Genomic DNA, 23712 nt, shown 5'->3' with positions numbered 1-23712 from the left:
GGTAAAAATCGGGTCGCCAGTTGGCGACCCGTTTATTGCGTCTTGCTGTCGAGCAGTGTGACCGTGCCGAGCACGCGATTGCGCCCTTGATGCTTTGCTTGATAGAGCGCTCGGTCAGCGGCATCGTACAACTGCTCAAAACAGAACTTATCTTGAGTCACTTCAATCACTGAGTAACCCACCGACACGGTTAAAGATGAATGGATTTCGCTCTGACTATGGGCGATATTCTCTTGCTCAATACTGGCCCGAATGCTGTCAGACAACTTAGCCACGCGGGTTGGGTGTTCGGCGATCATCAGTAATGCAAACTCCTCGCCGCCGATTCGACAGAACACCTCACGTTCACCTTGGGTATGCTGGGCCAAAATACTGCCCACACGCATCAGCGCAATGTCGCCCTGCAAATGGCCATAGTGGTTGTTGTACAAACCAAAAAAATCGATATCGACCAGAATCAATCCGTAGTAGCGCGGGGCACTCTGTTGCTCAAGGCCAAGGTCGTCGAGCAATGAATCGAGCATACGTCGGTTACCTAGTCGCGTTAACGGGTCGAGCTTAGATAACGCCTCAAGCTGATGATTGGCTTGTTGCAGCTCGCGCGTTCTGGCTTTTACCTCTTGTTCAAGGTTTTCGTTCATCTCGTGAATAGCTTGCTGAGCGCGGGTACGAAGCAGCACTTCCGTTAAGTTAGACGCGAACATACGAATCATCTCGCGCAACTGGTGAGTGAGCGGGGTGCGTTTAAGCAAATTATCGGCAGCAATAAAGGCGATTGGCTCACCACTGTTACTGACCAACATGGTCATGGCGGTCCAGCCAAAACCAACAATGTGAAAATCATGATAAATAGGAACGGACTCTTCGAACACCACATCATTAGGGTTGATCCGAGCGGCGTTGACAATCGAACGGTCAACGGTGTCTGAGCGATAGTAAGACTCATCCACCACATTGCCTTGAATATCCGTGCCCCAAGTACCTTGCATATGGGTACACTCTTTATCGGTCAAGAACACAGCAAATCTGTCGATCCCTAATCGGTTAATTGCAAACGTCACTGCCGATTTACACACTTCACTGACTGTCATACAGCGTGACAGCTCAACCATACTGGTATGCAGCATCCGCACATTCTGCTCTTGTCGCTTACGAATATAGATTTGTGCCAGCAGCGAAGAAAACGACTCCAACATCTGTTTTTGGTAGCTAGTGATTGGCGTACGATGGATATAATTATCGAGTGCTATCCAACCGATCACGGACTCTCCGTCGCGCAGGATCAGCATTCCATTCCAGCCTTGGCCGACCACGTTGCCCGCGGTATACAGTGGTGCGTCTTCCACCACGACCAGACTCTCTTTGCCCTCAAACAGCGCATTGATATAGGTTTCTTCCAACTGGTGCAGGTCAAACTGGGTGTGGTGCTCACTGACCGTGTTGCCTTGTTCATCGGTGCCGTAAGTCCCGTTAAAGCTGCGCTTTTTGATATCCAGCAACATAAACGAAGCGCGGTCGAAGCCCAACCGATCGCGAATCACCTCCACCGCCAGTTTATACAGCTCATCGAGATTGGCCGGATTAGAAATCTCCACCGCAACCTCTTGAACTAGCTTCATGTTATCGATAAACAGTTCGCGCTGCTTGATCACATCAAGATACTTGGCTTCTTTAATATCGCGTTGCTTGAACTCCGCAGCCGCCTCTCTTTCTGCGCGTACACACTGCCAGCGGGCAGCGATGATCTGTAGTGCGTCGAGTTGATGACTCTCAACGAGTTTGTCCAACTCCGAGGCTTTAAGACTCTCCACCACCAGATAGATGCGTTTTTCCGGGTGGTTGTCGAGCATAAAGATATAGCTGTGCGCGCCCATTATGGTTCGATAGCGCCATCGACAGGTGTTCATCGCCAATGGGATCAAGCCGTCAGACGTATCAAACTGACATACCCAGGCCCAAAAGGTGCCAGGATAGCCTTCAAGCGAAGCAGGTTGACCATAGCTGAACAGCAGCTCTGCTGGCTGGGCATCTTTCGGCTCGGCAAAGATCGCCATATGTTTCGGCGCTAGCATTTGATTAAGATACTCAAACAGAGCAGTGGCCAAGTAACGCTGATTTGTGGCAGACAAAATATCTTTGAGTAACGAACGGGGCAACATGGCGCTTGACTAAACCTTTGATAGATACCGACAGCTAATCATCATCAGTTGGCGCTATGCAATCAAATGTATTTGTTATCGGCTGTTAAGTGACTCGCATTTCCTTTTGCGCAACTCTTCGAGACTTGAACAGAGCAGCAATTCACGCATTTTAATCCAGGTAAGATTACAGTTTATGTTGCTATTGGGCCCTGCCATCATTCACAATCCCCTTGCCGTTGGGATGGCAAACAGGAACGATATCAGAACATCGATTTATTCCGATTGGTCAAAGTGAGAGTGAGAAGTAGAAGGAAGGCAAAGTGTTGAGGTGGCTCCCGCTGTTGTTGATATTGATCAGTGCCAGTTGTTTTGCACAGGTGGACCGGGTGTTGGTCGATAAATCCAAGCGCAGAATGTACTTAATGGACGGTCAGCAGATCGTTAAGGAGTATCGCATTGCCCTCGGAAAACGTCCGCAAGGACACAAAATTCGCGAAGGCGATCAGCGCACGCCAGAGGGCCGCTATTATCTGGACTTTGTCCTTGATCAATCTGATTTTTATCGCTCAATTCATATTAGTTATCCTAACCAAGCAGATATCGACTACGCTGCGCGACTTAAGCTTGACCCGGGTGGCGATATTAAAATTCATGGTTTGAGAAACGGCGAGCAGCGCCCCGCCCAATTTGTTCAAAGTTTCGATTGGACTGACGGGTGCATTGCCATCACCAATGAGGAGATGGACGAACTTCTGAGCTTAGTCTCTGTCGGTACACCAATTGATATCGAGTGGTAAGCAAACCTAGTCAGTGTTTTCTCGAGTCACCCACCAGCATAATAGAGAGCCGATGGTGACCATCACCACACCTTGAACAAAACTTGGGCTAAGGACCAGGCCTAAGATCAGCGACGAGATCACCGTCGATAGCACAGGGGTAAAATACGATAAGGTCGCCAGCAACACCATATTGCCGCCGATGATCGCATAGTTCCACAACGCATAACCACTACCCATCGCAATGCCGGAAATCATCAGCAAGGTCCCCGATTCGAGGTTGAGGCTCATTCCGCTCTCAGCGCTCAATGCGTATTTCACCCACAAGGTTGCTGCGGTCATAATGAAGAACAGGGTGATCGCGTTTTGCCCATTCGCGATGCGTTTGGTCAGGTTGCAGTAGATGGCCCATAAGAAGGCGCCAACAAAGGCCATGGTGTACGTGGCGGGGTTAGTCGCCACATTGGCGGCTATTTGCCCCACAGTTAATCCCTGATCACCGGTGATACTCCAAGCAACACCGAAAAAGGCCAAAGCGATACTCGGGTAGACCCAAAAACTGGTCTTTTTGCCACTGGTCAATACCGCCAACAACACGGTTAACGCTGGCCACAAGTAGTTGATCACTAGCATCTCTACCGCCTGTTGTCGCGAGTTCGCCATCGCCAGAGCCAGCGCCAGACAGATCTCATAGGCGACAAACAGACCGCCACCGATCAACACATAACGCAGTGAGTAATGGCGAAGCTTAGGCAATCCCATCACCAACACCAGAAATAGCGATGCCACAGTGTAAATCGACGCCGCGCCGCCCACCGGTCCGAGCATTTCCGTCACCGCGCGCGCAAACCCCATGACGCTGCTCCATAGCAAGATCGCCGCCACCCCTGCCAGAGTGAACTTATGTGTGCTTTTTATCATTATTATTGCCAACCAAAACAAAAAAAGCCGAGCTGAGCGCTCGGCCTACTCTCAAGGTAATATCGCTAGACAATTTCCCAGCTATGGGTCATTTCAACCCCTTTACCTAGCATCAGACACACTGAGCAGTACTTCTCTAGGGAATCTGACGCCACTTTTGCCACAACGTCACGATCTAGGTTGTCACCTTGCACCTCAAAGTGAACGTTGACCTTAGTAAAGATACGCGGCGCAGTATCACGGCGCTCTGTTGTCAGCTTGGCCACACAACCGGTTACCGCTTGACCCGCCTCTTTTAGGCCATCAACAACATCCACCGAGCTACAACCACCGGCTGCCATTAACACCATTTCCATCGGACTTGGAGCAGTCGCACCACCGTTACCGTCCATCACCACAGAGTGGCCTGACTGAGACTGGCCTAAAAACTTAAACTCTTCGACCCATTTTACTTCTGCTTGCATCTGTTACTCTCTTTTATTTTTTATCGGAAGAGCGATCGCTTGGAAAGACCACTCCTGTCTGACGACGAATCTCTTCCAGCAATTTTGCCACAATTAACGAGCGCTGTGTGCAGGCATCATTCATCGCCTGTTGTAGAAACTGCTCAGCAAATTCGAGCGCTTCATCATACATAGGATTGGCATCTTGTTTAACGCTCAAATCGATACCAATATCACTGCCACGGGTGTACTTAGTGACCTTTTTCGCGGTCGAGATCATCTCCACCAGCAGGGCACCTTGTTCACCTTGAATTTCACTTGGTAGATAAGAGTCACTGGTTTTTGAGTGCTGCAGCACTACTTCAAATCCATCGTAGTTCATGATCACGCTGCCGCTACCATCAACCCCAGAGTCAAGCAGTTGCGCCTTCGCTTGTAACGATATCGGCTCACCAAACAGCTCGACCGCTGAGCTTAAGCAGTAAAATCCGATATCCATAATAGATCCATTGGCAAACGCTGGATTAAAGGTGTTGGGATTTTCTCCGGCTAAATATTTCGGGTAGCGAGACGAATATTGACAGTAAGTGATCAGCGCTTTGCGAATGCGGCCAATCGAGCTCAATGACGTTTTTAAGCGCTTAAAGTTTGGCAAATGTGGCGACATAAACGCCTCAAACAAAATCACTTGGTTTTGACGCGCGACATCAAACATCTGCTGCGCTAACGCATAATTGGCCGCCATCGGTTTTTCAACAATCACATGCTTGCCAGCTTGCATCATCTGAATCGCTTGCGGTGCGTGAAGCGAGTTGGGGCTGGCGATATAGACAGCATCTATCTCTGCCGATTGCGCGAGCGCGTGCAGATCATCAAATAGACTCGGTGAGTCATATTTTTGCGCAAACTGCTCTGCACTCTCTAGCGAACGCGAATAAACCCCGCTGAGTTGATATTTTCCCGACTTTAATGCCGCTTGAATGAATTGATCGGTAATCCAATTGGTGCCGATCACTGCCAGTCTGATCATCTTTGTTCTCCCTAGCCCAAGCACAGGGCTAGGGCAAACCGTTTTACACCGTCCAAACCACACGTATTGCGAGTAGGATCAACACGGCGCCCGACAAACGGTCGATTAATAATGCTTTAGAGCGAATTCTATCAATTAATTTAGGGCTGGAAAGCAAAAAAGTGACCACAGTGTACCATAAGCCATCAACCACCAGCGGCGTCGCCACAATGGCGCTTTTTGCCGCCACACTGTCACCCACCGCAACAAATTGACTAAATAGCGCGATAAAAAAAAGCGCAATTTTGGGGCTGAGCAGTGAGATCAAAAAGCCCTCACGCGCCGATTGCCACAGCGAGGTGCGCTGCCCAGACTCTAGCCGGGCGGCCACTCCGCCTTTGGAGCGCAGTGCGTTAAACCCTAAATACGCTAAATATCCGGCCCCGGCGTAGCTGATGGTTTTGAACAGCAGCGGTGATTGTTGCAATACCACCGCCAAACCAATCAGGGTGACAAACGCATAAATACCAATGCCAAAAGCATGCGCCCAAGCGGTTGCCAATCCGTTTAACCGCCCTCCTGCCAAACTGTGTTTAGCCACCATAGCCAAACTCGGTCCAGGAGACATGGCTCCGAGCAAGCAAATTGTGAACAGCGAAAACCACACCGTCAGTGTCATAGCCTTTATCCTTCCATTATCTGTTCGCGCTGGCTGCGCTCAATACAGCCCAAGATAACCGAGACATGAAATGATTTGAAATCAAAGTTGGTCATTATCATGATGATTTTAAATCATACCTATTGAGTAGGAAGAAGTCTGCATCGCCGTTAACACCTTGGTCCGCATCCATTCGTGGGCTTTGTCTTGATCATATTTGGGATGCCACATCAACCAGTAACGATGCACATCACTCACCACAGGCAAATCCCTATAGGCCAGGGAATATGAGCGAGAAAGGTTGCGCGCTATGTGCTCTGGAACGATCATCAAATAGTCACTGCTGAGCAGCGCATTGACTGCCGCGGAGAAAAAAGGCACTTTGAGCGCGATGCGACGTTGATAACCTTGCTGTTTTAGCGCGATGTCAGCCTGGCTGTCTTTATCGCCCCCGCCAGTGACTTTTAAGTGCGGGAAAGCAATCAGGTGCTCACATGTCATCACCGGCTCACTATCAAGCGGATGCCCTAGACGCATCAGACACACTGAGCTGTCTTGTCCAAGGGCAATACTGCTCAGCTGTTGCGGCGGCTGAGCCAGCATGGTCGAGGCTAAATGAATCCCACTCTGCTCAAAGCGCTCTAAATAGTCAGGCTGCCACAGTCGATAGGCGATATTGACTTTAGGCGCTTGTTCGACCATCACCGCGACTACATCGGGCAATATGTATTGAGCTACGTAATCACTGGATGAGACAACAAACTCCTGTTGCCACAAGGCGGGGTCAAAGGGTTTGTCAGCCATCAACTGGTCACACTGCTCGAGCAGCTCACGCAGTTTCGGCTGCATCGCCAGCGCTCTTGGCGTGGCCACCAATTGGTTGCCCTCTCGAACCAACAAAGGATCGCCAGATAACTCGCGCAGTTGCGCCAACTGCCGGCTGACCGCTGATTGCGTTAAGTTGAGTCGCTGCGCGGCATGGCTGACATGGCACTCCTCTAGCAGGACGTGCAATGAGCGCAGCAAATTGAGATTGATGTTATTGAGCATGATTAATGGTATTGAAAAACTCAGTTAGCACGGTGTGGGTCATAAGATGACGTAACTCTGGGATTTGCTGCAGTTCGTCTCGAATCGCATTGAGCCGAGCCATGGTTTCAACCTCAACGTAAAGCATCATATCGGTTTCACCACTGATGGCATGACACCACTTGACCCCATCAATCTGATAGATACGCTCGGCATACACTTCGCAGTATTGTCGAGAACTCGACATATCAAACTTGAGCGCCAAATACGCTTTGATCATCTCTTTGTGGTTGGGCCTTGCGATATCGGCATGATAGCCCAAGATGACACGCTCATTTTCGAGTTTTTGAATTCGCGCTGTCACCGCGCTGCGCGACAAATTGACTTGCCTGGCAATGTCACTCACACTTGCGCGCGCATTGAGGGTGAGCTGCTTAATAATCTGTTGATCAAACTTATCCATTTTTTTGCTTCCTATTGCCAACTTATCCTGTTGGTTCAATGCAATGTGACACAAAAACCGAGCGCTGGAAAGCAGACAAATTGCTACTTCGTTGAGTAAAAAGCGACAAAGTGACGGACAACTACGACAAAGTGACTACTGCAACCCACAGACGCTTGAGATAAGCTGACAAAAAACATCGTAAGATGCAGGGAGCGCATCATGAGCCAGTTAAAACAAGATATTACTTTGCTGTCCGGCATCGGGCAGCTCTCCACTACTTTGCTCGGAACTGGCCTGTTTATGGTGCCAGCCATTGCTGCTGGCATTGCAGGTCACTTCTCATTGTGGGCCTGGCTGGTGCTGTTTATCGCCATCTGTCCGATTGGCTTAACCTTCGCCCAACTTGGCAAACGCTACCCTAGCGCTGGCGGCACCGCTTTCTTTGTGCGCCAAGCCTTTAATACGCGATTAGAGAAAAGCGTTGCTTGGCTATTTCTGAGTGTGATTCCTGTCGGAGTGCCCGCTGCAATTGCTCTGGCTGCGGGTTTTCTTCAGCAGCTCTTGCCACAAAGCCTTAGCTCCCCGCTGTTTGCCCAATTGCTCACTGTCGCTTTGCTGATCGGCGTTAACCTCGCTGGAGCAAAATCATCGGGTCAGTTGCAAAGCGTTATTGCGATTGCCATCTTTGCGCTGATTGGTGCCTTCTGGTGGCAAGGGGATTTCTCTACCGCTGATCTTGCCCTGCCGACCCTAACCACTTCTGGCATCACATCGATAGGGGTCGCACTTGGCGTGATGTTCTGGTGCTTTGTCGGAATTGAAGCCTTTGCGCACATGGGAGAAGAGTTTAAAAATCCACAGCGTGATTTCCCGATTGCCATTATTGTGGGCTGCTTTGTGGCCGGCGCGACCTACTGGCTTTGCTCGGTGATCATTCTTAAGCTCGGCGCTTGTGGCAGCGCACATTTTGATAGTGCGTCGATACCATGGGTTTCAGAGCAGCTGTTTGGCACTCAGTTCAAAGTGTTGATCAGCGTGATCGGTTTTGCGGCCTGCTTTGCCAGTGTCAACCTCTATACCCAGAGCCTTTCCCGTATGCTTTGGGCGCAAGCGCGTGATTACAACCCAGACAGCGGACTGGCGCGTTTATCCATTCGTGGTGTTCCCGCAAACGCCACTTTGGCCGTCGGCGGCGTCGTGGCGCTTTCTTGTGTCGTTGGCGCGGTATCTGGCTTAGATCTCGAAGTTTTCCTCAAACTGGCCAATGGTATTTTTGTCCTCGTTTACTTACTGGCAATGCTCTCTGCTTTCAAGCTGCTTCGTGGTGTAGATCGCGTGTTGGCGGGGGTCGCATTGCTTTTGTGCAGCGCCGTGTTTCTGTGCTTAGGCTGGTCAATGCTCTACGCGGTTGTGGTTTTTGGCTTACTAAATTTACCTTGGAAGCGGCGCCGGGTAGCCAAACCAAGCTAGGCGATGACGCAAAGCCAATTGATATCAAGCACCACGTCACGTGGTGCTTTTTATTTTCTCGACTTGTATCCAATCCGACACATTTTGCGTATAACTCAATGATGTCAATCGCGATAACTCATAGAGTCTCGTGTTGGCACGAAACACAAGGGAGAAGATCATATGTCAACCAAAGAACGTAGCCTGCCGACTCACCGTATTTCGAGGCTAGGAAAATTCGCCTCGCTTGCCACTCGTGTCGCGGGCAACGTGATTAGCGAAGGCACCAAGCAAATCGTGCAAGGCAATCGTCCTAAGGCGCGTGATCTTCTGCTAACGCCGCAAAATGTCTCACGCCTAACTGACCAACTCGCTCACCTACGCGGCGCAGCAATGAAGCTTGGGCAAATGTTGTCGATGGATGCCGGCGACATCTTAGAGCCTGAGTTGGCCGACATTCTGGCTCGCTTGCGCTCCAGCGCAGACCCGATGCCATCCAAGCAGCTCACTCAAGTCTTGGTCAATGCTCTAGGTCCGGATTGGAAAAACGAGTTTCTTGCATTCAACTTCAAGCCGGTTGCCAGCGCGTCCATTGGTCAGGTTCATCAAGCCTACAGTGATGATGGAGAAAAGCTGGCGGTTAAAGTGCAGTACCCGGGGATTCGTCAGAGCATCGATAGCGATGTCGATAACGTAGGCACACTGCTCAAGATCGTCGGCTTAATCCCAGAATCGGTCGACTACAAAGGCTTACTTGAAGAAGCGAAAAAGCAGCTCCACGATGAAGCCGATTATCAACGCGAAGCGAGGTTTATGCAGCGTTACCGACAAGCGCTGGAAAACAGCCCCCACTTTGTGGTGCCTAAGCTGTTCTCGAGAAACAGTTCGCAATCTGTCCTTGCCATGAGCTTTATTGAAGGAAGAAGCATCGAGAGTATCGAAGATGCGAGCCAACACACTCGCGACTTTGTTATGCACGCTTTACTTGAACTACTGTTTAGAGAGCTGTTTGAGTTCAAGATGGTGCAGACCGACCCCAATTTCGCCAACTATCTCTATCTAGAGCAGAGTCAACAAATCGGGTTACTCGATTTTGGCGCCACCCGTGAGTACAGCGAAAGATTGAGCTCTGGGTACAAAAAGGCCTTTACCAGTGTGATCAATGGCGACGAACCTGGGCTCAATCAGGCGCTTGAGCAAATTGGCTTTTTTAGCCAAAGTATTCTGCCCGAGCAGCGGCAAGCGGTACTTGATCTGGTTCATTTGGCCTGCGAACCCATGCTGGTTGATCAAGAGTATGACTTTAAAGCCAGTGGATTGGCCCAGCGCCTTCGCGACGCAGGAACCATTCTGAGCATGGAACAAGATTACTGGCACACTCCGCCCGCTGACGCCCTTTTCCTACATCGTAAAATTGGTGGCATGTACCTATTGGCTGCGCGAATTGGTGCGAAAGTAAACATTCGTCGCTTAGTGCTGCCCTATCTGGGCCTCCACAGCAGATAGGGTATTGTTTTTCTGCTACTTTCGAGTACCTTGGAATATAATCAAACAAACACTTCTCTTTTTCGAGGTACTCTGTGAGTCAGTTTCAGGATCTCTCCCTGCTTATCGAACAGATTGGCAAGGCTGATGAGGATCAGCACGCCACAATCCTTAATGACGCCATCGAACAAGGTTTAGAGTCAGGTTCTGTCGCTCTCATCCTTGAAGCTTTTCCGATTGAAGAGCGTGTCAGGCTGTGGCGCAGTCTGCCGCTCGAGCTGCACATCGAAGTGTTGACCGAAGCTCGTGCTGAAGTGCGACACTCGGTGATTAATGAACTGTCCGATACCGAGCTCAAACTGACTCTGGCCAAACTCGACAACCTGTCGTTGATTGAGTGGGCCGACTCACTGCCAGAAGAGATCATTAACGAAGCGCTGCATCTTATCGAGAAAGATGAGCTGGAGCTCTACGATCAAGCTAACCAATACCAAGATGACGAGCTGGGCCGCTGGGCTGAGAGAAAAGTGGTGACCCTGCCATTTAATATCTCCGTGGAAAAAGCCAAAGCCTTGATGGAGCGATACAGCTACGATGCTCCGCAACAGATCTACCTAATCAACAAACGTAAGCAGTTCCGTGGATTGGTGAGCTATATCGACTTGCTTAGAGCCGAGCCCAATGAGCGCTTACGTAACCTAGCGATAGAGAATGTGCTGACCTTAGATGCCAAGCTCACTCTCGCTGAAAGTATTGAGTCACTAGAACACTCCTCCTTGTCTGCCATGCCTGTGGTTGACGAGCAGCAAACCCTGATCGGTGAAGTCGACTGGCATTTTGCATTAGGCACTCAACGTGAAATTTACGAAGCGCGTCTGATGGCGGGTACGGGTATGGATGAAGGGGACGATCTGTTTGCACCTGTGATTAAAAGCTCGCAAAAACGCGGCGTTTGGCTTGGAATCAACTTGCTGACCGCCATTTTAGCCTCGGTGACAATTGGCCTATTTGAGGATGTGATTGCGCAAGTGGTCGCTTTGGCAGTACTGATGCCTATCGTCGCCTCCATGGGGGGCATCGCCGGCAGCCAAACCTTAACCCTAATGGTGCGGGCGATGGCACTTAACCAGATCACCACAGGTAACCGCTGGGCACTGCTAAAAAACGAGATCGGCATCGGCTCCATCAATGGCCTGCTTTGGGCACTGATCATCGGAGCGTTAGCAGGGCTTTGGTTTCAATCCACCGTGTTGGGGGCGACCATCGCGCTGGCCATCATTGTCAATATCATCACTGCCGCCATGTTTGGTGTATTGATCCCGATTGTATTAGATAAGCTAGACCTTGACCCTGCTCTGGCGGGATCGGTGATTCTCACCACGGTTACCGATGTCGTCGGCTTTTTTGCCTTTTTAGGCACAGCCAGTCTAGTGATGATGTAGCCTTGCGAGCCTCACTAACAAGCCAATCGTCAATAGCAATTTGATCGCAGTTCGCATTTTGCAATCTCAATATGCAACTCAGACAAGTAGAAACAGCCTAAAACGGCCATTTATTGCGCAATTTAGCACTATAAAAGTTGGCACATATGATGCACTACATTAGATGACCCTTATTAAGCCGAGGGTCACCTAGCCAACTGACGTTGTTAGTGAACTGGTTTTGTTCACACCTATATCAGCCAATCTCACCACTTGAGGTTGGCTTTTTTTTAACAACAATCTCCCCCCAGCGTTAAGACGAAAAAGGGAAGCAACTGTGCTTCCCATATAACGAACGGCTGAATTACAGTGCTTTATTTGCTATCTTGAATGGACGAATCGCCCTTATCCGCAACTGCTGCTTTTTCTTCAATTGAATATGGCAAAGCTCCAGAATCAAACCAAATGCCATGGCAAAGTAGACATAGCCCTTGTTTACGTGAATCGCAAAGCCTTCTGCCATTAACAAGCCGCCCAGCAGCACCAAGAACAGTAACGCAAGCGTCTTGAACCCTGGATACTTAGTCACCAAGTTGTTGATCTTCTCCGCCGTCAACACCATCACCACCGCAGATGCCAAAATCGCTGCGACCATCACTGGCACTTCGCTGGTCAGCCCGACCGCAGTAATCACCGAGTCCATCGAAAACACCGCATCGACCGCGACTATCTGCAATAACACCACCGCAAGACCGGTTCGAACATGGGTCGAATGCGCCGCATAATGGTGGGTTAACCACGCCCATAACTCTTTGGCACTCTTAGCAAGTAGAAATGCGCCACCTAAAATCATGATCACATCACGTCCAGTGAACGCCAGTTGTGCTAAGTGCAGCAAGGGTTGAGTCAACGACATCACCCACGAAATCGAGAAAACCAATACAATGCGTGCCGCAACCGCCAAGCTAATGCCGAGGTTACGCGCCAACTTGCGTTGATGCATGGGCAGCCGTTCGCACAGTACCGAGATAAACACCACGTTATCGACGCCGAGAACGATCTCGAGCATAAACAATGTGGCAAAGATTGCCCATATTTCGGGTTGTAAGAAGAGTTCTAACATAATGACACCTCCACAGTTGTGGAAGTGGAAGGAGTGTATAGTCGACTATAGGGGTCGTCCATTAAGAGTAATACCTCTGTTGCTTAGGGATCGGTAGTAAATCACCACACCTTCAACAAGGCAATATCACGAGATGTAACAAAATATGTCTAAAAAATAAAACCCCACTAGGCTCTCGCCTAGTGGGGTTCATTCTTACTCGCAGCAATCCGGCTACTAATAGGTGCTCCCTGCATCTATTCCGTGATAGTACGCTGATTCCTTCAGCACTGTCCTTATCATCGCCTTCCTAGCGGTGTCCTTGGCAATCCAGCCCGTTAGTCATCCAGACTAACTCTCATCACTTATCCTTAAGCGGTGTCCTGCACTATCTTCCTGATAGTTATTGCCTTAGTCCGTTAAGCGTCCATTGTCTATCCTTGCGTAACCATCCTAGTTACTCGCATCCAGCCAATGTCCTTCGCTATCCATGCCAATTATTCGTCCTGAATAATCGAATCTTCATCCTGAAGATGACCGTTCCTTGGGTCTTTCCTGTTCCGTGTCGGCATCCTGCTGACAAGTAAAGAATATGCGCTCCACTATTTTTCACAACGCCACTTTGTCCATGTTCATTTGAAATAAAACGGACAAATTTTATTCAAAACCAGTCTTTTCATAGAGTTAAGCACCTAAAGCGTGGTTTTTCTGGTGCTCGCTTTAAGTATCACTTACGCCTTTGTGAGAGATCTCTTACAAGCCTTAGTGACAATTTCCCAGCATGGTTCTTGAGTCAAACCACAAAAAGTGTGACCTAAAACGCACCATGATGCTGCTAAACCTTAGATAGTCATTAGGGCAGCGGTTTTTTTCTGGACTATCCACTGGGAAATTAGGATATTATGATTAGATCTAAATCACATTACCTGTTTCCCCATCATCCAGAGGACGATTGAATGATTTCTAAGTGGGCACAACGCTTTTACCAAATGGCAGAACTTGTTGGCTCGTGGAGTAAAGATCCTTCCACCCAAGTCGGTGCTGTCATCACTAAACAGAATCGGATTGTCTCAGTCGGTTTTAACGGCTATCCACATGGTATTTCCGACAGTGCGATTACTGACGACCGTGAAATGAAGTACCTAAAAACACTTCACGCTGAAGAAAACGCCATTCTGTTCGCTAAACGCGATCTCGATGGCTGCGAAATCTGGGTAACTCATTTTCCTTGTCCAAATTGCGCGGCCAAGATCATTCAAACCGGTATTTCAGCAGTGCACTGCCCGGAGCAGACCGAAGACTTTTTGTCACGTTGGGAAGACAAAATTAAAGTCAGCCAAGAGATGTTTCTCCAAGCGGGGGTAAAAGTAAACTGGCTGCCACTCGCCGACATCAAGGCCCAATAAAGTCATGTAAGCGGTTAGCACACTGGCTAACCGCGTAACCCACTTTCTCTCTATTCACGCACTCAGTTCAATATTTTAAACCTGATCTTTTCCACCTGTCAGACTCATTTTTCCTCATATCGCCTAAAACCGTTGGTTTTCAGTGTTAAATTTTTTCATACTCAGACAAAATCGGCGCTTAGATAAGGCACTAAGTGACCCGCCGAAAGTTTTACGCTGTGATTTCACTTTGTTGTTTACTAATCAAGGTGAACTAGTGATCGATATCATCTTAATATGAGCATCATGAATGAATCATTACATTAAATATGTGCTTCAAGTATTTTTCTTCGCGAATTAAGGCCTAAGTAATCAAAAAGTCAATACGATCAATCGCTAGCTGAAAACGAAAATATACGCCATTTCCGCACCTATTCTCAGCATAAAAACCACGGATTATTTTTCCTAGCAGAATAAGATGTTAGGCATTACAATCCTGCCGCATAAAAATTACAAATTTAATACAATATTTAGTCAGCTCTACTAGCCACCCTACAATCGCAAAGTAGAGTCAGTCCCCCAAAACGTGAAAGGTCCACATATACAATGAGCCCAGAGAAACATCTCCTAGATTGGCAAACGAGCCAAACGATTGCGGAAACTATCTCTCCACTTCTTGGTCAACTTTACCGACATAAAGGTGTAGAAGTTCTACTTTTCGGTAAAACTTTGGTTAACGCGGCAACGATCGATATCATCAAAGCTCACCGCCTAGCCCGCCGTTACACGGACACCGCCCTTAGCCCAGAGCAAACGCTTCCTCTTATCAAAGCATTGGCGGATATGGAACTTTCTCCTTGTCGTATCGACATCGGTCAACTCGCTCATCAATTCTGGAAAGATCGCGATGACGAACATGGCGTGAAAGACTTTCTGCATACCGCTCTGATCGGTGCGATGAATGGTGAAACCGTGAGTGAACCACGCGATGTGGTGTTGTACGGTTTTGGCCGAATCGGTCGTCTGCTAACTCGCCTTCTGGTTGAAAAGTCAGGCCCTGGCTACCCACTTCGCCTACGCGCTGTTGTGGTTCGTGGCGGCAAAAAAGGCGACCTTGAAAAGCGTGCAAGCCTACTTCGCCGCGACTCAGTCCACGGTCAGTTTAACGGCAGCATTGTGGTCGACGAAGAGCGCAAAGCAATCATTGCGAACGGCAACTACATTCAATTTATCTATGCCAACAAGCCGGAAGAGGTGGACTACACTCACTACGGCATCAACAATGCTCTGGTTGTCGACAACACCGGTGTATGGCGAGACGCTGAAGGTTTAAGCCAACACTTAGCATGTGGTGGCGCGGAAAAAGTCCTACTCACCGCACCGGGTAAAGGCGATATCAAAAACGTGGTCTTTGGTGTCAATGACAGTGTTATTCAAGCTGAAGATACGATTATCTCTGCGGCAAGCTGTACCACCAATGCCATTACGCCTGTGCTCAAAGCGATCAACGATAAATTTGGCGTGATCTCTGGCCACATTGAAACGGTCCACTCCTTTACCAATGACCAAAACCTGATTGATAACTTCCACTCAGGTGAACGTCGTGGCCGTAGTGCATCATTGAATATGGTGTTGACAGAAACGGGCGCAGCGAAAGCCGTCGCGAAAGCACTGCCTGAACTCGCTGGCAAACTGACGGGTAATGCGATTCGAGTTCCTACCCCTAACGTTTCAATGGCCATTGCTAACTTGAACTTAGAAAACGGTACCGATAAAGACGAGCTCAATGCGTATCTACGCGAAATGGCGTTAACGTCAGAGCTCTCTGCTCAAATCGATTACACGGAATCGACCGAGATTGTCTCATCAGATTTAGTGGGCTCTCGCTTCGCGGGTGTTGTCGATGGCGCCGCCACTATCGCTCAAGACAATCGCTGTGTTCTTTACATTTGGTACGACAACGAGTTTGGTTACAGCTGTCAGGTTGTCCATTGTATGGAACAAATGATGGGCGTACGTTACAAAACTTATCCGACTCAATAACAGCAGTCGCGGGTTATCGAATATCGCCTCCACTTAGGTGGAGGCAAAGCTCCACAACATAATACCTACAATAATCCCCCGTCTTTGCCATCCTTCGGTTCTTGGGATGGCTTTTTTACTCACCTGACGACCTGTGCCAATCAAACTGGCGCAGCAACACATTTGTTCATATTTGATTCATTTTCTACTCGCTATTCTAATCAATAAATAAAGAGGTAATGATTATGAATAGAGCGGTTACTGCTATCTTGGCGCTGTTTATCGGTGTAATGACCCTAATGTTCACCCTAGTGTTGGCTATCCCCTTGACTCTCTTCGCGCTGATTACAGGCAGAAAAATTGAGAAGTCACTTAAAATGCAGCGAGATATTTTTTCTAAACCGAGCGATCCTTCCGTACTCGAAGGAGAGTATGAAGACGTATCTAAACAGTAATGGTGTCCAACTTAATGATACGTAACACCCTTTTTTTGCTTATCTCCGCTACAGCCTTAATCAGTGCGATAGGCTGTAGTTCAGCGCCAGAAGCTCCAGAGTTTCAAGCCGCTAAAGCCTTACCCAGCTACTCTCAAGCCAGCTTTGGCGAATACATCAATGAAACTCAAGCTTGGCTTGAGAGCAATCGCGTATTCCTCACTCAAGATAAATACACCGAGTTAGGCTTGGTCGCGCCCCAAGAGTTTCGCCCGCTAAAGCCCAATGGCCAGGGCGTGCTGTTAGTTCATGGTTTGGGGGACTCGCCCTACTCGTTTATCGATATCGCAACCCATTTGGCCAAGCAAGGTTACCTAGTTCGCACCATTCTTCTTCCCGGCCACGGCAGCAAAGTCGGCGATTTACAACTGCCCACTTTTGCCGATTGGCAGGGTATCGTTAAGCATCATATTCAACTGCTAAAACAAGATACCGATTCGATTTGGCTAGGCGGCTATTCAACTGGCGCAAACCTGGTAACCGAACAAGCTATTGATGATGAATCAATCAACGGCTTGTTGCTCTTTTCACCCGCATTGCAACCACTCTCTGGCGTAGTCAAGTACGCTAAGCTCGCTAGCTACTTCATTACTTGGGCGGATCAAGATCCCGAGGACAACCCGCTACGCTATAACTCGCTGCCAATGAATGCAGCGGCCGTGTATTACCAGACGTCCAGTCAAGTCAGAGCCTCACTTGCCGGAAAAATCTATGATAAGCCAGTATTTATTATGATGAGCGAGGGTGACAAAGTGATTGATACTCAATACGTCACTCAGGTGTTTGCCAACCAGATGACTCACCCAGCAAGCCACCTAGTCTGGCAAGGTGAGCAAGATACTGGGATTGAAAGAACCACGCGCTATAGCATGCGTTTACCGGATTTGCGGATATCGAATGGTTCACACATGGGGCTCTTGTTCTCCCCAGACAACCCTTACTATGGCCAACATGGCACCCAGCGTATTTGCAGCAACGGCCAAGGGGAAGAGCTCGAGCCGAAATGTAGCCAAAGCCAAGTATGGTACTCAGCCTGGGGATATCGCGAACAAGGAAAAATTCATGCCCGGCTCACTTACAACCCATACTTCGCTGAGAGCATGAGTATTATGGATAAAGTTATGGCACCGAGCTCATAAGCGATAAAAAAGCCCAGCATGACTGGGCGTTGGGGTTTACCTAAAACTGGAAATAGCTTTAAAGCTCTTCAGCATACTCCTCAGCAAACTCTCGTACCTTCGCTGAAAGTGCTGTCTTCGAAATCCTTTCAAGCTGCGGCTTATATTTTAGGTTACCAGACATACCAAGAACTCGACAAGACCAAGCATAATAGTCGGTTGACTTGCTATTTCTGTGAGAGAGTATAACCGTTGAGTGCTCTAGCTCCCTGCTGACGGCATCGAGCAAAGTTTCATTATCTAGATAATTGCGATAAATTTCTTTTACAGCTCGCTTCTGCAGAGCTACATCATCAACTCCAAAGACAGTCGCTCTCGTCATGTTATATAGTTGATGCTCTTTCCAAGAAAGTTCAATCCCCTCTGGTAAGGGCTGGTGTATCACAAAAGATCTAAGGTGGCGCTCACGAAGAGTTTCGGAAGCTTCCAAAGCATATTCACGAACCTCCTGAGAAGTTGAGCTATTTGCGACCTGCTCGATAACTGGCAAATACTCTTTCAGACCTGCTTCTGAGATCGTTTTAATCTGCTCTTCTAGTTCTTCCAACTCATCTTTATTGAGAGACTTTGTGTAACTGTTTTCAACTTGTTTAGCGAGATAATCGAACAACTTTGGTGAATTGAGCCACTGATCTTGAATTTCCTCATACCCATCCATTCTCGTATCATAGTCCTCACTACTAACTAGCTTAAACAATGGTTCTATTACACTGCTAGGGATATAGTTTCTGTCAGTCTCAGGGTTGTAGTTTCGACTTTTTAGTTCAAGTGCCAAACTTTGATATTCTGACATTCTTTCTGAACTAAGTATTATTTTCGGTAGCTCATCGATACCATCTGGCACTTTCTTAGCTAGCTGCTCAGCCATGTAGTAACCTAGTTGATAAGCAGTTAAGATTTCTTTTGAAAAATCCTTTTCAAATAACATGTTCTTCGTTAGGTCATTTTCTTCAGCAATAAGAAGCTCCCCGCTAGGGCTTTCTTCTGTAATCGTATAGCCTAAATTAGGCTGAGCAAGAACATGAGTAGGAATAGGTGTTTCATCACCTACGAAACGTCTATAATAGCTAGCTCTTACGTGAAGAGGCTTAGCGTCAGAGTCATTATCATCTGCATATAAATCCGCTTTCTTCAATCCATCCAAGAAACCTTGAAACGCGATCTTTTTAAGCTCTTCTTGCCTTAATAGGTCTGGCACATTGACGCGATAAGCAAGAACAAAGTCAAATTTAGAAACGGTAAACTTATCGTCGCTAGCCAATTGGGCATATTTAACTTCTGGAGTAACTCTTTTAGAAGCACAGCCAGACACTAACAGTGCCGTAGCGGCTATTATCAGTGGCAGCGCTACTAGCCTAAGACGTTTAATTGTCATTTAGTTTTCCTTATTGATTTTATAAAGCCAATAGAGACTTATCATATTTAGTACAATCATATGTATCATTAATAAAACCAATAGGCATATGTGCGAATCAATTCACAACTTTAACAGCTTTTGTCAACAATATCAGAAAGATAGACTTAAATTATCACACAAGCGAACTGTGTCATTCCGACTTTTTAGATAGATGTCATTCATTTGAGGTCCCCCGCTCTCAAGTCGACTTACATTGATTCTGGTACCCCTGAACTTTCAGCTGTTTGACTTACTCACCAGTCGATTTAGTAAAGTGCTCAATGGTATATGGATGATCTTCTCTGGTTCAGCCTCTCTATGTGTCAAAAATGACAATACTTAACTTATGCACTAGTCTAACGCGACACGAACTACAAAGTCTTACTTAAAGTAATAAGCGAATAAATGTTGCAGACAGTGATACCCTTTGTTATTTAGTTAAATGTAAACATAAAACTTATAACAACAAAGGATTGACAGATGAGTACTGGTCAACGCGATATTACCCTGCGCTTTCTTGCCGAGCCCAGCGACGTCAATTTTGGCGGTAAAGTACACGGCGGCGCCGTGATGAAATGGATTGACTTGGCGGCCTATGCCAACGCCGCTGCATGGAGTGGCAAATACTGTATTACCGCCTACGCGGGTGGGATTCGTTTTGTCGCTCCGATTCATGTCGGCAATTTGGTCGAGGTGAGCGCTAAGGTTATCTATACTGGCCGAAGCTCAATGCACATCGCCATTGATGTCCAAGCAAGCGATCCGAAGGAACTTAAAAACCGCCTCACTACGCACTGTATCGTGATTATGGTGGCGGTCGATGAAGAGGGTAAGCCGACCGAGGTGCCTGATTGGGTACCACAAACCCCGGAAGATATTGCACTGCGCGACTCTGCGATTCGACTGATGAATATGCGCAAAGAGATCGGCGAAGAGATGGAAGCGCACGTCAAATACCTCAAGTAACCCAACCGAATGTTATACCAAACAGCATAAATATCTGGTCATTCTTGCTAGTTAAAATCGCTGATAGCGTCGTTATAGCTATGTTTTCAAGGAATGGTGTAGGTAGGTCAACTAGCTAGCTGCAATCTATGCCTTGCTCTCAACGATTTTTCCTGCGCAATTATCTGGTCACCTATTTATCCCGTTTGGTATTATTTGGCTGGCGGTGCGCTACCGCTGGCCAGTCATATAACTGCCATACCGCTGTCATTTTTCTTTCATCTTGATTTGCTTAAATCCGCTAACTAAACGCGCATCGAAGGAATCACACTTGTCTGCCACTGACATTACATTAACGGAAGCGACCTTGCTCAACCTAAAATCGGTAGAATACCAATGGGTGCGCTCGCTCTATGTGGAAGGCTATGCTGATCAAGAGATTAATCGCTACATCCGCGCCTGTTTTGGCGGTGACGACACCTTCGCTGATCTATTTCGCCGAGTGGCGCTAGCGCAAGAGAGCCATTACGTGTTGCTGCGTTACCTCGGCTGTGCGCCCTCTAGCCGCGAATTCTAATCAAGCTTCTTACCCAAAATACCACACAGTGCTGTGACTCGCATTGCGATGCAATGAACTGCAATGCGACAGCATAATTTTCTGACCGACTCGCATTGATTAATTGCTTGACTATCAATCACTCGCACAGCTTTTACACTACCTCTCAGAGCAAAATTCAGACATAAAAAAACCCGGGACAAAGCCGGGTTTCGGTTACAAAAACTGTTAGTCGTAAAATAGTAAGGAATCTAGCTAACAGCCAGCTATGCGTAACGCCAGTTCTGCTCTCGACTTAACTGATCGGCGGCCAAACCAAAAGTGTTAAGTCTTAAACAAAATGGGCGACCTCGCGGTCGCCCTTATCGTTATTATTACCCTTTCACACCGCCGGCGGTTAATCCTCCAACCAACCAACGCTGCGCAAGTAAGAATACGACGGTAATTGGTAGTGCAGATAATACTGCTGCTGCTGCAAAGTCACCCCATAGATAGTTCTGTGGGTACAAGTACTGCTGCATACCAACCGCTAATGTGTATGAGTTTACATCAGAAAGTAACAGAGATGCTACCGGAACTTCACCTACTACCATAATGAACGACAGAATGAACACCACAGCCAAGATAGGAACAGATAAAGGAAGTAGTACTAATCTGAAGGCTTGCCATGGTGTTGCGCCATCAAGTGCCGCTGCTTCCTCTAGCGATCCATCAATGGTTTCGAAGTAACCTTTAATGGTCCAAACATGTAGTGCGATACCACCGAGGTAAGAGAAAATCAGACCACCATGGGTATTCAAACCTAAGAACGGAATGTACTGACCCAACTTATCAAACAAAGCATACAATGCGACCAGTGCCAGCACCGCTGGGAACATTTGGAAGATCATCATCGCTTTAAGGATGGTGTTCTTACCTTTGAACTTCATACGGGCGAAAGCGTACGCAGAGGTTGTCGACAAGCACACAATCAAGATAGATGAGATGCCTGCAACCTTCACCGAGTTCCACAGCCAAGTGAGAACTGGGAATGGTGGTGGCGTCACCGACCCATCAGCGTTGGTCACTGAAAAACCGAGTGCCAGTTTCCAGTGCTCCAAAGATGGGTTTTCCGGGATAATGCTACCTGTAGCGAAGTTACCCTCACGAAATGAGATCGCGATGATCATCAACAGTGGGAAGATAATCAGTGATAGAAACGCCCACATAGCGATGTGTGTTGCCCACACGCGGTATTTTAAAGACTTACCTTGTACCATTGCCATTTTGCGTCTCCTTAATCCTGAGCGACTTTTGTTACACGTAGGTTGAGTAGCGCCAGCGCCCCTACAAGTAAGAAGATAAGTGTTGCGATTGCACTTGCTAGACCAAAGTCTTGACCACCTGCGCCTTCGAAGGCAATGCGGTAGGTGTAGTTTACCAACAAGTCAGTGTAGCCCGCAGGCTCAGACGTACCGATCATGTTTGGACCGCCTTGCGTCAACAATTGAATCAATACAAAGTTGTTGAAGTTGAAGGCAAAGCTGGCAATCAGCAGCGGCGTCAACGGTTTGATCATCAGCGGTAGAGTGATTTTGGTAAAGTTCGAGACGAAGTTTGAACCATCGATAGCTGACGCTTCGTAGAGGTCGTCTGGAATCGCTTTAAGTAGGCCCATACACAGAATCATCATGTATGGGAAACCAAGCCAGGTGTTAACAATCAAAATCATGCTCTTGGCAAGAATTGGGTCTGAGAACCATGCTGGGCTAATACCAAATAGGCCTTCAAGCACCATGTTCACTTCACCAAAGCTTTGGTTGAACAAACCTTTGAAGATCAGAATCGAGATAAAGGCTGGTACTGCGTATGGCAAAATCAGCAGAACTCGGTAGATCGCGCGCCCTTTCAGCGCTTCCCACTGCACCACACTCGCCAAAATCAGACCAATGAAGACGGTCAAGGCAACACTCACTGCCGAGAACACGACTGTCCAGATAAAGATGCTGATGAAAGGCTCTTTGATGCCGTCATCTTTCCAAACGCGCTCAAAGTTGTGGCTACCAATGTTGACGATAAAGCCCGGAGAGACAGTGTCACCGGTGAAGTTACCACTGCTGTCCACGGGTTGGTAGAAACCGAGTTCCATGTTTGGACGCAGTAGCTCTTGGGTGCGGTTGTTGTATAGCGTTTCGCCATCGTCTTGCAGCGTGTATAGCGGCACCACAGCAGCAAACTTGCGCAGTCCGCTCATACGGATATCTTCACCCGTAGGAAGGTGTAAGTCCAACTCAGACAATGCCGGACGATTTTGTACAATCGTTTTGATTTTTTCTTTCTCGCCGACAACAGTGTCAACTGGCGCAAGATCCATATCGGATGGAGTTAGGCTCGCGAGCTCAAAAGAATCGGTCGCTAGAAGTTGTTCGCCATCTTCGATAACGATGCGATGACCTTGCTCAGTGCTGTATAGGGAAAAAGAATAGCTTTTACCACTTTGGAACGTTCTATCTAACAGCACGCTCTGGGCACGGTCAAAAGAGAGCTGGTTTTTTGCACTGTAGTTTGTGAATGCAAGACCTATGGTGTATGCCAGAGGGAAAAGGATAAACAGTATCATCCCTGCAATACCTGGGTAGATATAGCGATGGGCATAGGTCTTTTTACTACCAAAGATAAAAAGTGCCAGTGCAGTAAGAATCACAGTAAGAAGGGCAAACGCCATCTCACCGCGGGAATACATAAGAATAGTCGCGTAACCGTTAAGAATACCAATAGAGCCAAGTAGCCCCCACTTAATCAGTACGTTTTTACTTGAAGGCAAGCTCGTTGTGGGTGATGGCATAACGCCTGAACCTTGAACTGACTGCATAATAGA

General features: G+C 47.9%; 21 protein-coding genes. 10 read left to right on the top strand and 11 right to left on the bottom strand.

Annotation, left to right across the window (positions count from 1 at the left end; all coding sequences use genetic code 11):
- Positions 1–32 precede the first annotated feature (32 nt).
- Positions 33–2159: a sensor domain-containing diguanylate cyclase gene (locus MTO69_RS17895; protein ID WP_248334788.1), complete on the bottom strand. Its 2127-nt coding sequence runs from the start codon at positions 2157–2159 to the stop codon at positions 33–35.
- A gap of 395 nt (positions 2160–2554) precedes the next feature.
- Between MTO69_RS17895 and MTO69_RS17890 the strand changes: the two genes are divergently transcribed.
- A complete protein-coding gene (locus MTO69_RS17890; protein ID WP_432715665.1) occupies positions 2555–2938 on the top strand; it encodes a L,D-transpeptidase family protein in 384 nt (127 codons plus the stop codon).
- Positions 2939–2944: 6 nt separating this feature from the next.
- Here the strand turns inward: MTO69_RS17890 and yddG are convergent, their stop codons facing one another.
- From yddG to MTO69_RS17860, 6 genes are all read right to left on the bottom strand, one after another.
- Positions 2945–3838, bottom strand: coding sequence for an aromatic amino acid DMT transporter YddG (gene yddG / locus MTO69_RS17885; RefSeq protein ID WP_248334786.1), 894 nt, complete (start codon positions 3836–3838; stop codon positions 2945–2947).
- 65 nt (positions 3839–3903) lie between these two features.
- Complete coding sequence (locus tag MTO69_RS17880) at positions 3904–4302, bottom strand: OsmC family protein (protein WP_248334785.1); 399 nt, start codon at positions 4300–4302, stop codon at positions 3904–3906.
- Positions 4303–4315: 13 nt separating this feature from the next.
- The gene (locus MTO69_RS17875; protein WP_248334784.1) at positions 4316–5311 is read right to left on the bottom strand and encodes a Gfo/Idh/MocA family protein; all 996 of its coding nucleotides are present in this window, start codon (positions 5309–5311) and stop codon (positions 4316–4318) included.
- 43 nt (positions 5312–5354) lie between these two features.
- The gene (locus MTO69_RS17870; protein WP_248334783.1) at positions 5355–5969 is read right to left on the bottom strand and encodes a LysE family translocator; all 615 of its coding nucleotides are present in this window, start codon (positions 5967–5969) and stop codon (positions 5355–5357) included.
- A gap of 108 nt (positions 5970–6077) precedes the next feature.
- Complete coding sequence (locus MTO69_RS17865; RefSeq protein ID WP_248334782.1) at positions 6078–6998, bottom strand: LysR family transcriptional regulator; 921 nt, start codon at positions 6996–6998, stop codon at positions 6078–6080.
- Entirely contained in the window at positions 6988–7440 is a 453-nt protein-coding gene (locus tag MTO69_RS17860; RefSeq protein WP_248334781.1) for an Lrp/AsnC family transcriptional regulator, read from the bottom strand. The genes MTO69_RS17865 and MTO69_RS17860 overlap by 11 nt, the downstream gene beginning before the upstream one ends.
- A gap of 201 nt (positions 7441–7641) precedes the next feature.
- Here MTO69_RS17860 and yjeH point away from each other — a divergent pair, with 201 nt between their 5' ends.
- The 3 genes from yjeH to MTO69_RS17845 all read left to right on the top strand — a co-directional run bounded on the left by yjeH (position 7642) and on the right by MTO69_RS17845 (position 11798).
- Positions 7642–8892 (top strand): L-methionine/branched-chain amino acid transporter, encoded by a 1251-nt coding sequence (gene yjeH / locus MTO69_RS17855; protein ID WP_248334780.1) that lies wholly within the window; start codon positions 7642–7644, stop codon positions 8890–8892.
- Positions 8893–9054: 162 nt separating this feature from the next.
- Positions 9055–10377 (top strand): ABC1 kinase family protein, encoded by a 1323-nt coding sequence (locus MTO69_RS17850; protein WP_248334779.1) that lies wholly within the window; start codon positions 9055–9057, stop codon positions 10375–10377.
- A gap of 74 nt (positions 10378–10451) precedes the next feature.
- Positions 10452–11798, top strand: a complete 1347-nt coding sequence (locus MTO69_RS17845) for a magnesium transporter (protein ID WP_248334778.1) — start codon at positions 10452–10454, stop codon at positions 11796–11798.
- A 343-nt stretch (positions 11799–12141) separates the two neighbouring features.
- Here MTO69_RS17845 and MTO69_RS17840 read toward each other — a convergent pair whose 3' ends face one another.
- Positions 12142–12900 (bottom strand): TerC family protein, encoded by a 759-nt coding sequence (locus MTO69_RS17840; RefSeq protein ID WP_248334777.1) that lies wholly within the window; start codon positions 12898–12900, stop codon positions 12142–12144.
- A 935-nt stretch (positions 12901–13835) separates the two neighbouring features.
- On the opposite strand from MTO69_RS17840, the gene MTO69_RS17835 reads away from it, so the two are divergent.
- The 4 genes from MTO69_RS17835 (at position 13836) to MTO69_RS17820 (ending at position 17919) form a co-directional block, all read left to right on the top strand.
- Complete coding sequence (locus MTO69_RS17835) at positions 13836–14285, top strand: dCMP deaminase family protein (protein ID WP_248334776.1); 450 nt, start codon at positions 13836–13838, stop codon at positions 14283–14285.
- A gap of 585 nt (positions 14286–14870) precedes the next feature.
- Positions 14871–16307 carry a glyceraldehyde-3-phosphate dehydrogenase gene (locus MTO69_RS17830; RefSeq protein ID WP_248334775.1) on the top strand — a complete coding sequence of 479 codons (1437 nt, stop codon included), beginning with the start codon at positions 14871–14873 and terminating at the stop codon, positions 16305–16307.
- A gap of 224 nt (positions 16308–16531) precedes the next feature.
- Positions 16532–16741: a hypothetical protein gene (locus tag MTO69_RS17825; protein WP_248334774.1), complete on the top strand. Its 210-nt coding sequence runs from the start codon at positions 16532–16534 to the stop codon at positions 16739–16741.
- A gap of 14 nt (positions 16742–16755) precedes the next feature.
- A complete protein-coding gene (locus MTO69_RS17820) occupies positions 16756–17919 on the top strand; it encodes an alpha/beta hydrolase (protein WP_248334773.1) in 1164 nt (387 codons plus the stop codon).
- A 58-nt stretch (positions 17920–17977) separates the two neighbouring features.
- Here the strand turns inward: MTO69_RS17820 and MTO69_RS17815 are convergent, their stop codons facing one another.
- Positions 17978–19333: a hypothetical protein gene (locus MTO69_RS17815; protein WP_248334772.1), complete on the bottom strand. Its 1356-nt coding sequence runs from the start codon at positions 19331–19333 to the stop codon at positions 17978–17980.
- 501 nt (positions 19334–19834) lie between these two features.
- Here MTO69_RS17815 and MTO69_RS17810 point away from each other — a divergent pair.
- Positions 19835–20320, top strand: coding sequence for an acyl-CoA thioesterase (locus MTO69_RS17810; protein WP_248334771.1), 486 nt, complete (start codon positions 19835–19837; stop codon positions 20318–20320).
- Between the two features lie 310 nt (positions 20321–20630).
- A complete protein-coding gene (locus MTO69_RS17805) occupies positions 20631–20876 on the top strand; it encodes a hypothetical protein (RefSeq protein ID WP_248334770.1) in 246 nt (81 codons plus the stop codon).
- Positions 20877–21229: 353 nt separating this feature from the next.
- Here MTO69_RS17805 and malG read toward each other — a convergent pair whose 3' ends face one another.
- On the bottom strand, positions 21230–22120 hold the full coding sequence (gene malG, locus MTO69_RS17800) for a maltose ABC transporter permease MalG (RefSeq protein WP_248334769.1): 891 nt from the start codon (positions 22118–22120) through the stop codon (positions 21230–21232).
- An 11-nt stretch (positions 22121–22131) separates the two neighbouring features.
- Positions 22132–23706 carry a maltose ABC transporter permease MalF gene (malF, locus tag MTO69_RS17795; protein WP_248334768.1) on the bottom strand — a complete coding sequence of 525 codons (1575 nt, stop codon included), beginning with the start codon at positions 23704–23706 and terminating at the stop codon, positions 22132–22134.
- Between the last annotated feature and the right edge of the window lie 6 nt (positions 23707–23712).

Origin of the sequence: Vibrio sinaloensis (assembly GCF_023195835.1) — a bacterium.
Classification (GTDB): Bacteria; Pseudomonadota; Gammaproteobacteria; order Enterobacterales; family Vibrionaceae; genus Vibrio; species Vibrio sinaloensis_C.
Note: the sequence above shows the minus strand (reverse complement) of the source record. Positions and strands in the feature narration are given on the sequence as shown.

Bases quoted from the DNA above. Each gene is read 5' to 3' on its own strand.
- MTO69_RS17895 (WP_248334788.1), bottom strand. From the start codon at position 2,159: ATGTTGCCCCGTTCGTTACTCAAAGATATTTTGTCTGCCACAAATCAG.
- MTO69_RS17890 (WP_432715665.1), top strand. From the start codon at position 2,555: ATGTACTTAATGGACGGTCAGCAGATCGTTAAGGAGTATCGCATTGCC.
- yddG (WP_248334786.1), bottom strand. From the start codon at position 3,838: ATGATAAAAAGCACACATAAGTTCACTCTGGCAGGGGTGGCGGCGATC.
- MTO69_RS17880 (WP_248334785.1), bottom strand. From the start codon at position 4,302: ATGCAAGCAGAAGTAAAATGGGTCGAAGAGTTTAAGTTTTTAGGCCAG.
- MTO69_RS17875 (WP_248334784.1), bottom strand. From the start codon at position 5,311: ATGATCAGACTGGCAGTGATCGGCACCAATTGGATTACCGATCAATTC.
- MTO69_RS17870 (WP_248334783.1), bottom strand. From the start codon at position 5,969: ATGACACTGACGGTGTGGTTTTCGCTGTTCACAATTTGCTTGCTCGGA.
- MTO69_RS17865 (WP_248334782.1), bottom strand. From the start codon at position 6,998: ATGCTCAATAACATCAATCTCAATTTGCTGCGCTCATTGCACGTCCTG.
- MTO69_RS17860 (WP_248334781.1), bottom strand. From the start codon at position 7,440: ATGGATAAGTTTGATCAACAGATTATTAAGCAGCTCACCCTCAATGCG.
- yjeH (WP_248334780.1), top strand. From the start codon at position 7,642: ATGAGCCAGTTAAAACAAGATATTACTTTGCTGTCCGGCATCGGGCAG.
- MTO69_RS17850 (WP_248334779.1), top strand. From the start codon at position 9,055: ATGTCAACCAAAGAACGTAGCCTGCCGACTCACCGTATTTCGAGGCTA.
- MTO69_RS17840 (WP_248334777.1), bottom strand. From the start codon at position 12,900: ATGTTAGAACTCTTCTTACAACCCGAAATATGGGCAATCTTTGCCACA.
- MTO69_RS17835 (WP_248334776.1), top strand. From the start codon at position 13,836: ATGATTTCTAAGTGGGCACAACGCTTTTACCAAATGGCAGAACTTGTT.
- MTO69_RS17830 (WP_248334775.1), top strand. From the start codon at position 14,871: ATGAGCCCAGAGAAACATCTCCTAGATTGGCAAACGAGCCAAACGATT.
- MTO69_RS17825 (WP_248334774.1), top strand. From the start codon at position 16,532: ATGAATAGAGCGGTTACTGCTATCTTGGCGCTGTTTATCGGTGTAATG.
- MTO69_RS17820 (WP_248334773.1), top strand. From the start codon at position 16,756: ATGATACGTAACACCCTTTTTTTGCTTATCTCCGCTACAGCCTTAATC.
- MTO69_RS17815 (WP_248334772.1), bottom strand. From the start codon at position 19,333: ATGACAATTAAACGTCTTAGGCTAGTAGCGCTGCCACTGATAATAGCC.
- MTO69_RS17810 (WP_248334771.1), top strand. From the start codon at position 19,835: ATGAGTACTGGTCAACGCGATATTACCCTGCGCTTTCTTGCCGAGCCC.
- malG (WP_248334769.1), bottom strand. From the start codon at position 22,120: ATGGCAATGGTACAAGGTAAGTCTTTAAAATACCGCGTGTGGGCAACA.
- malF (WP_248334768.1), bottom strand. From the start codon at position 23,706: ATGCAGTCAGTTCAAGGTTCAGGCGTTATGCCATCACCCACAACGAGC.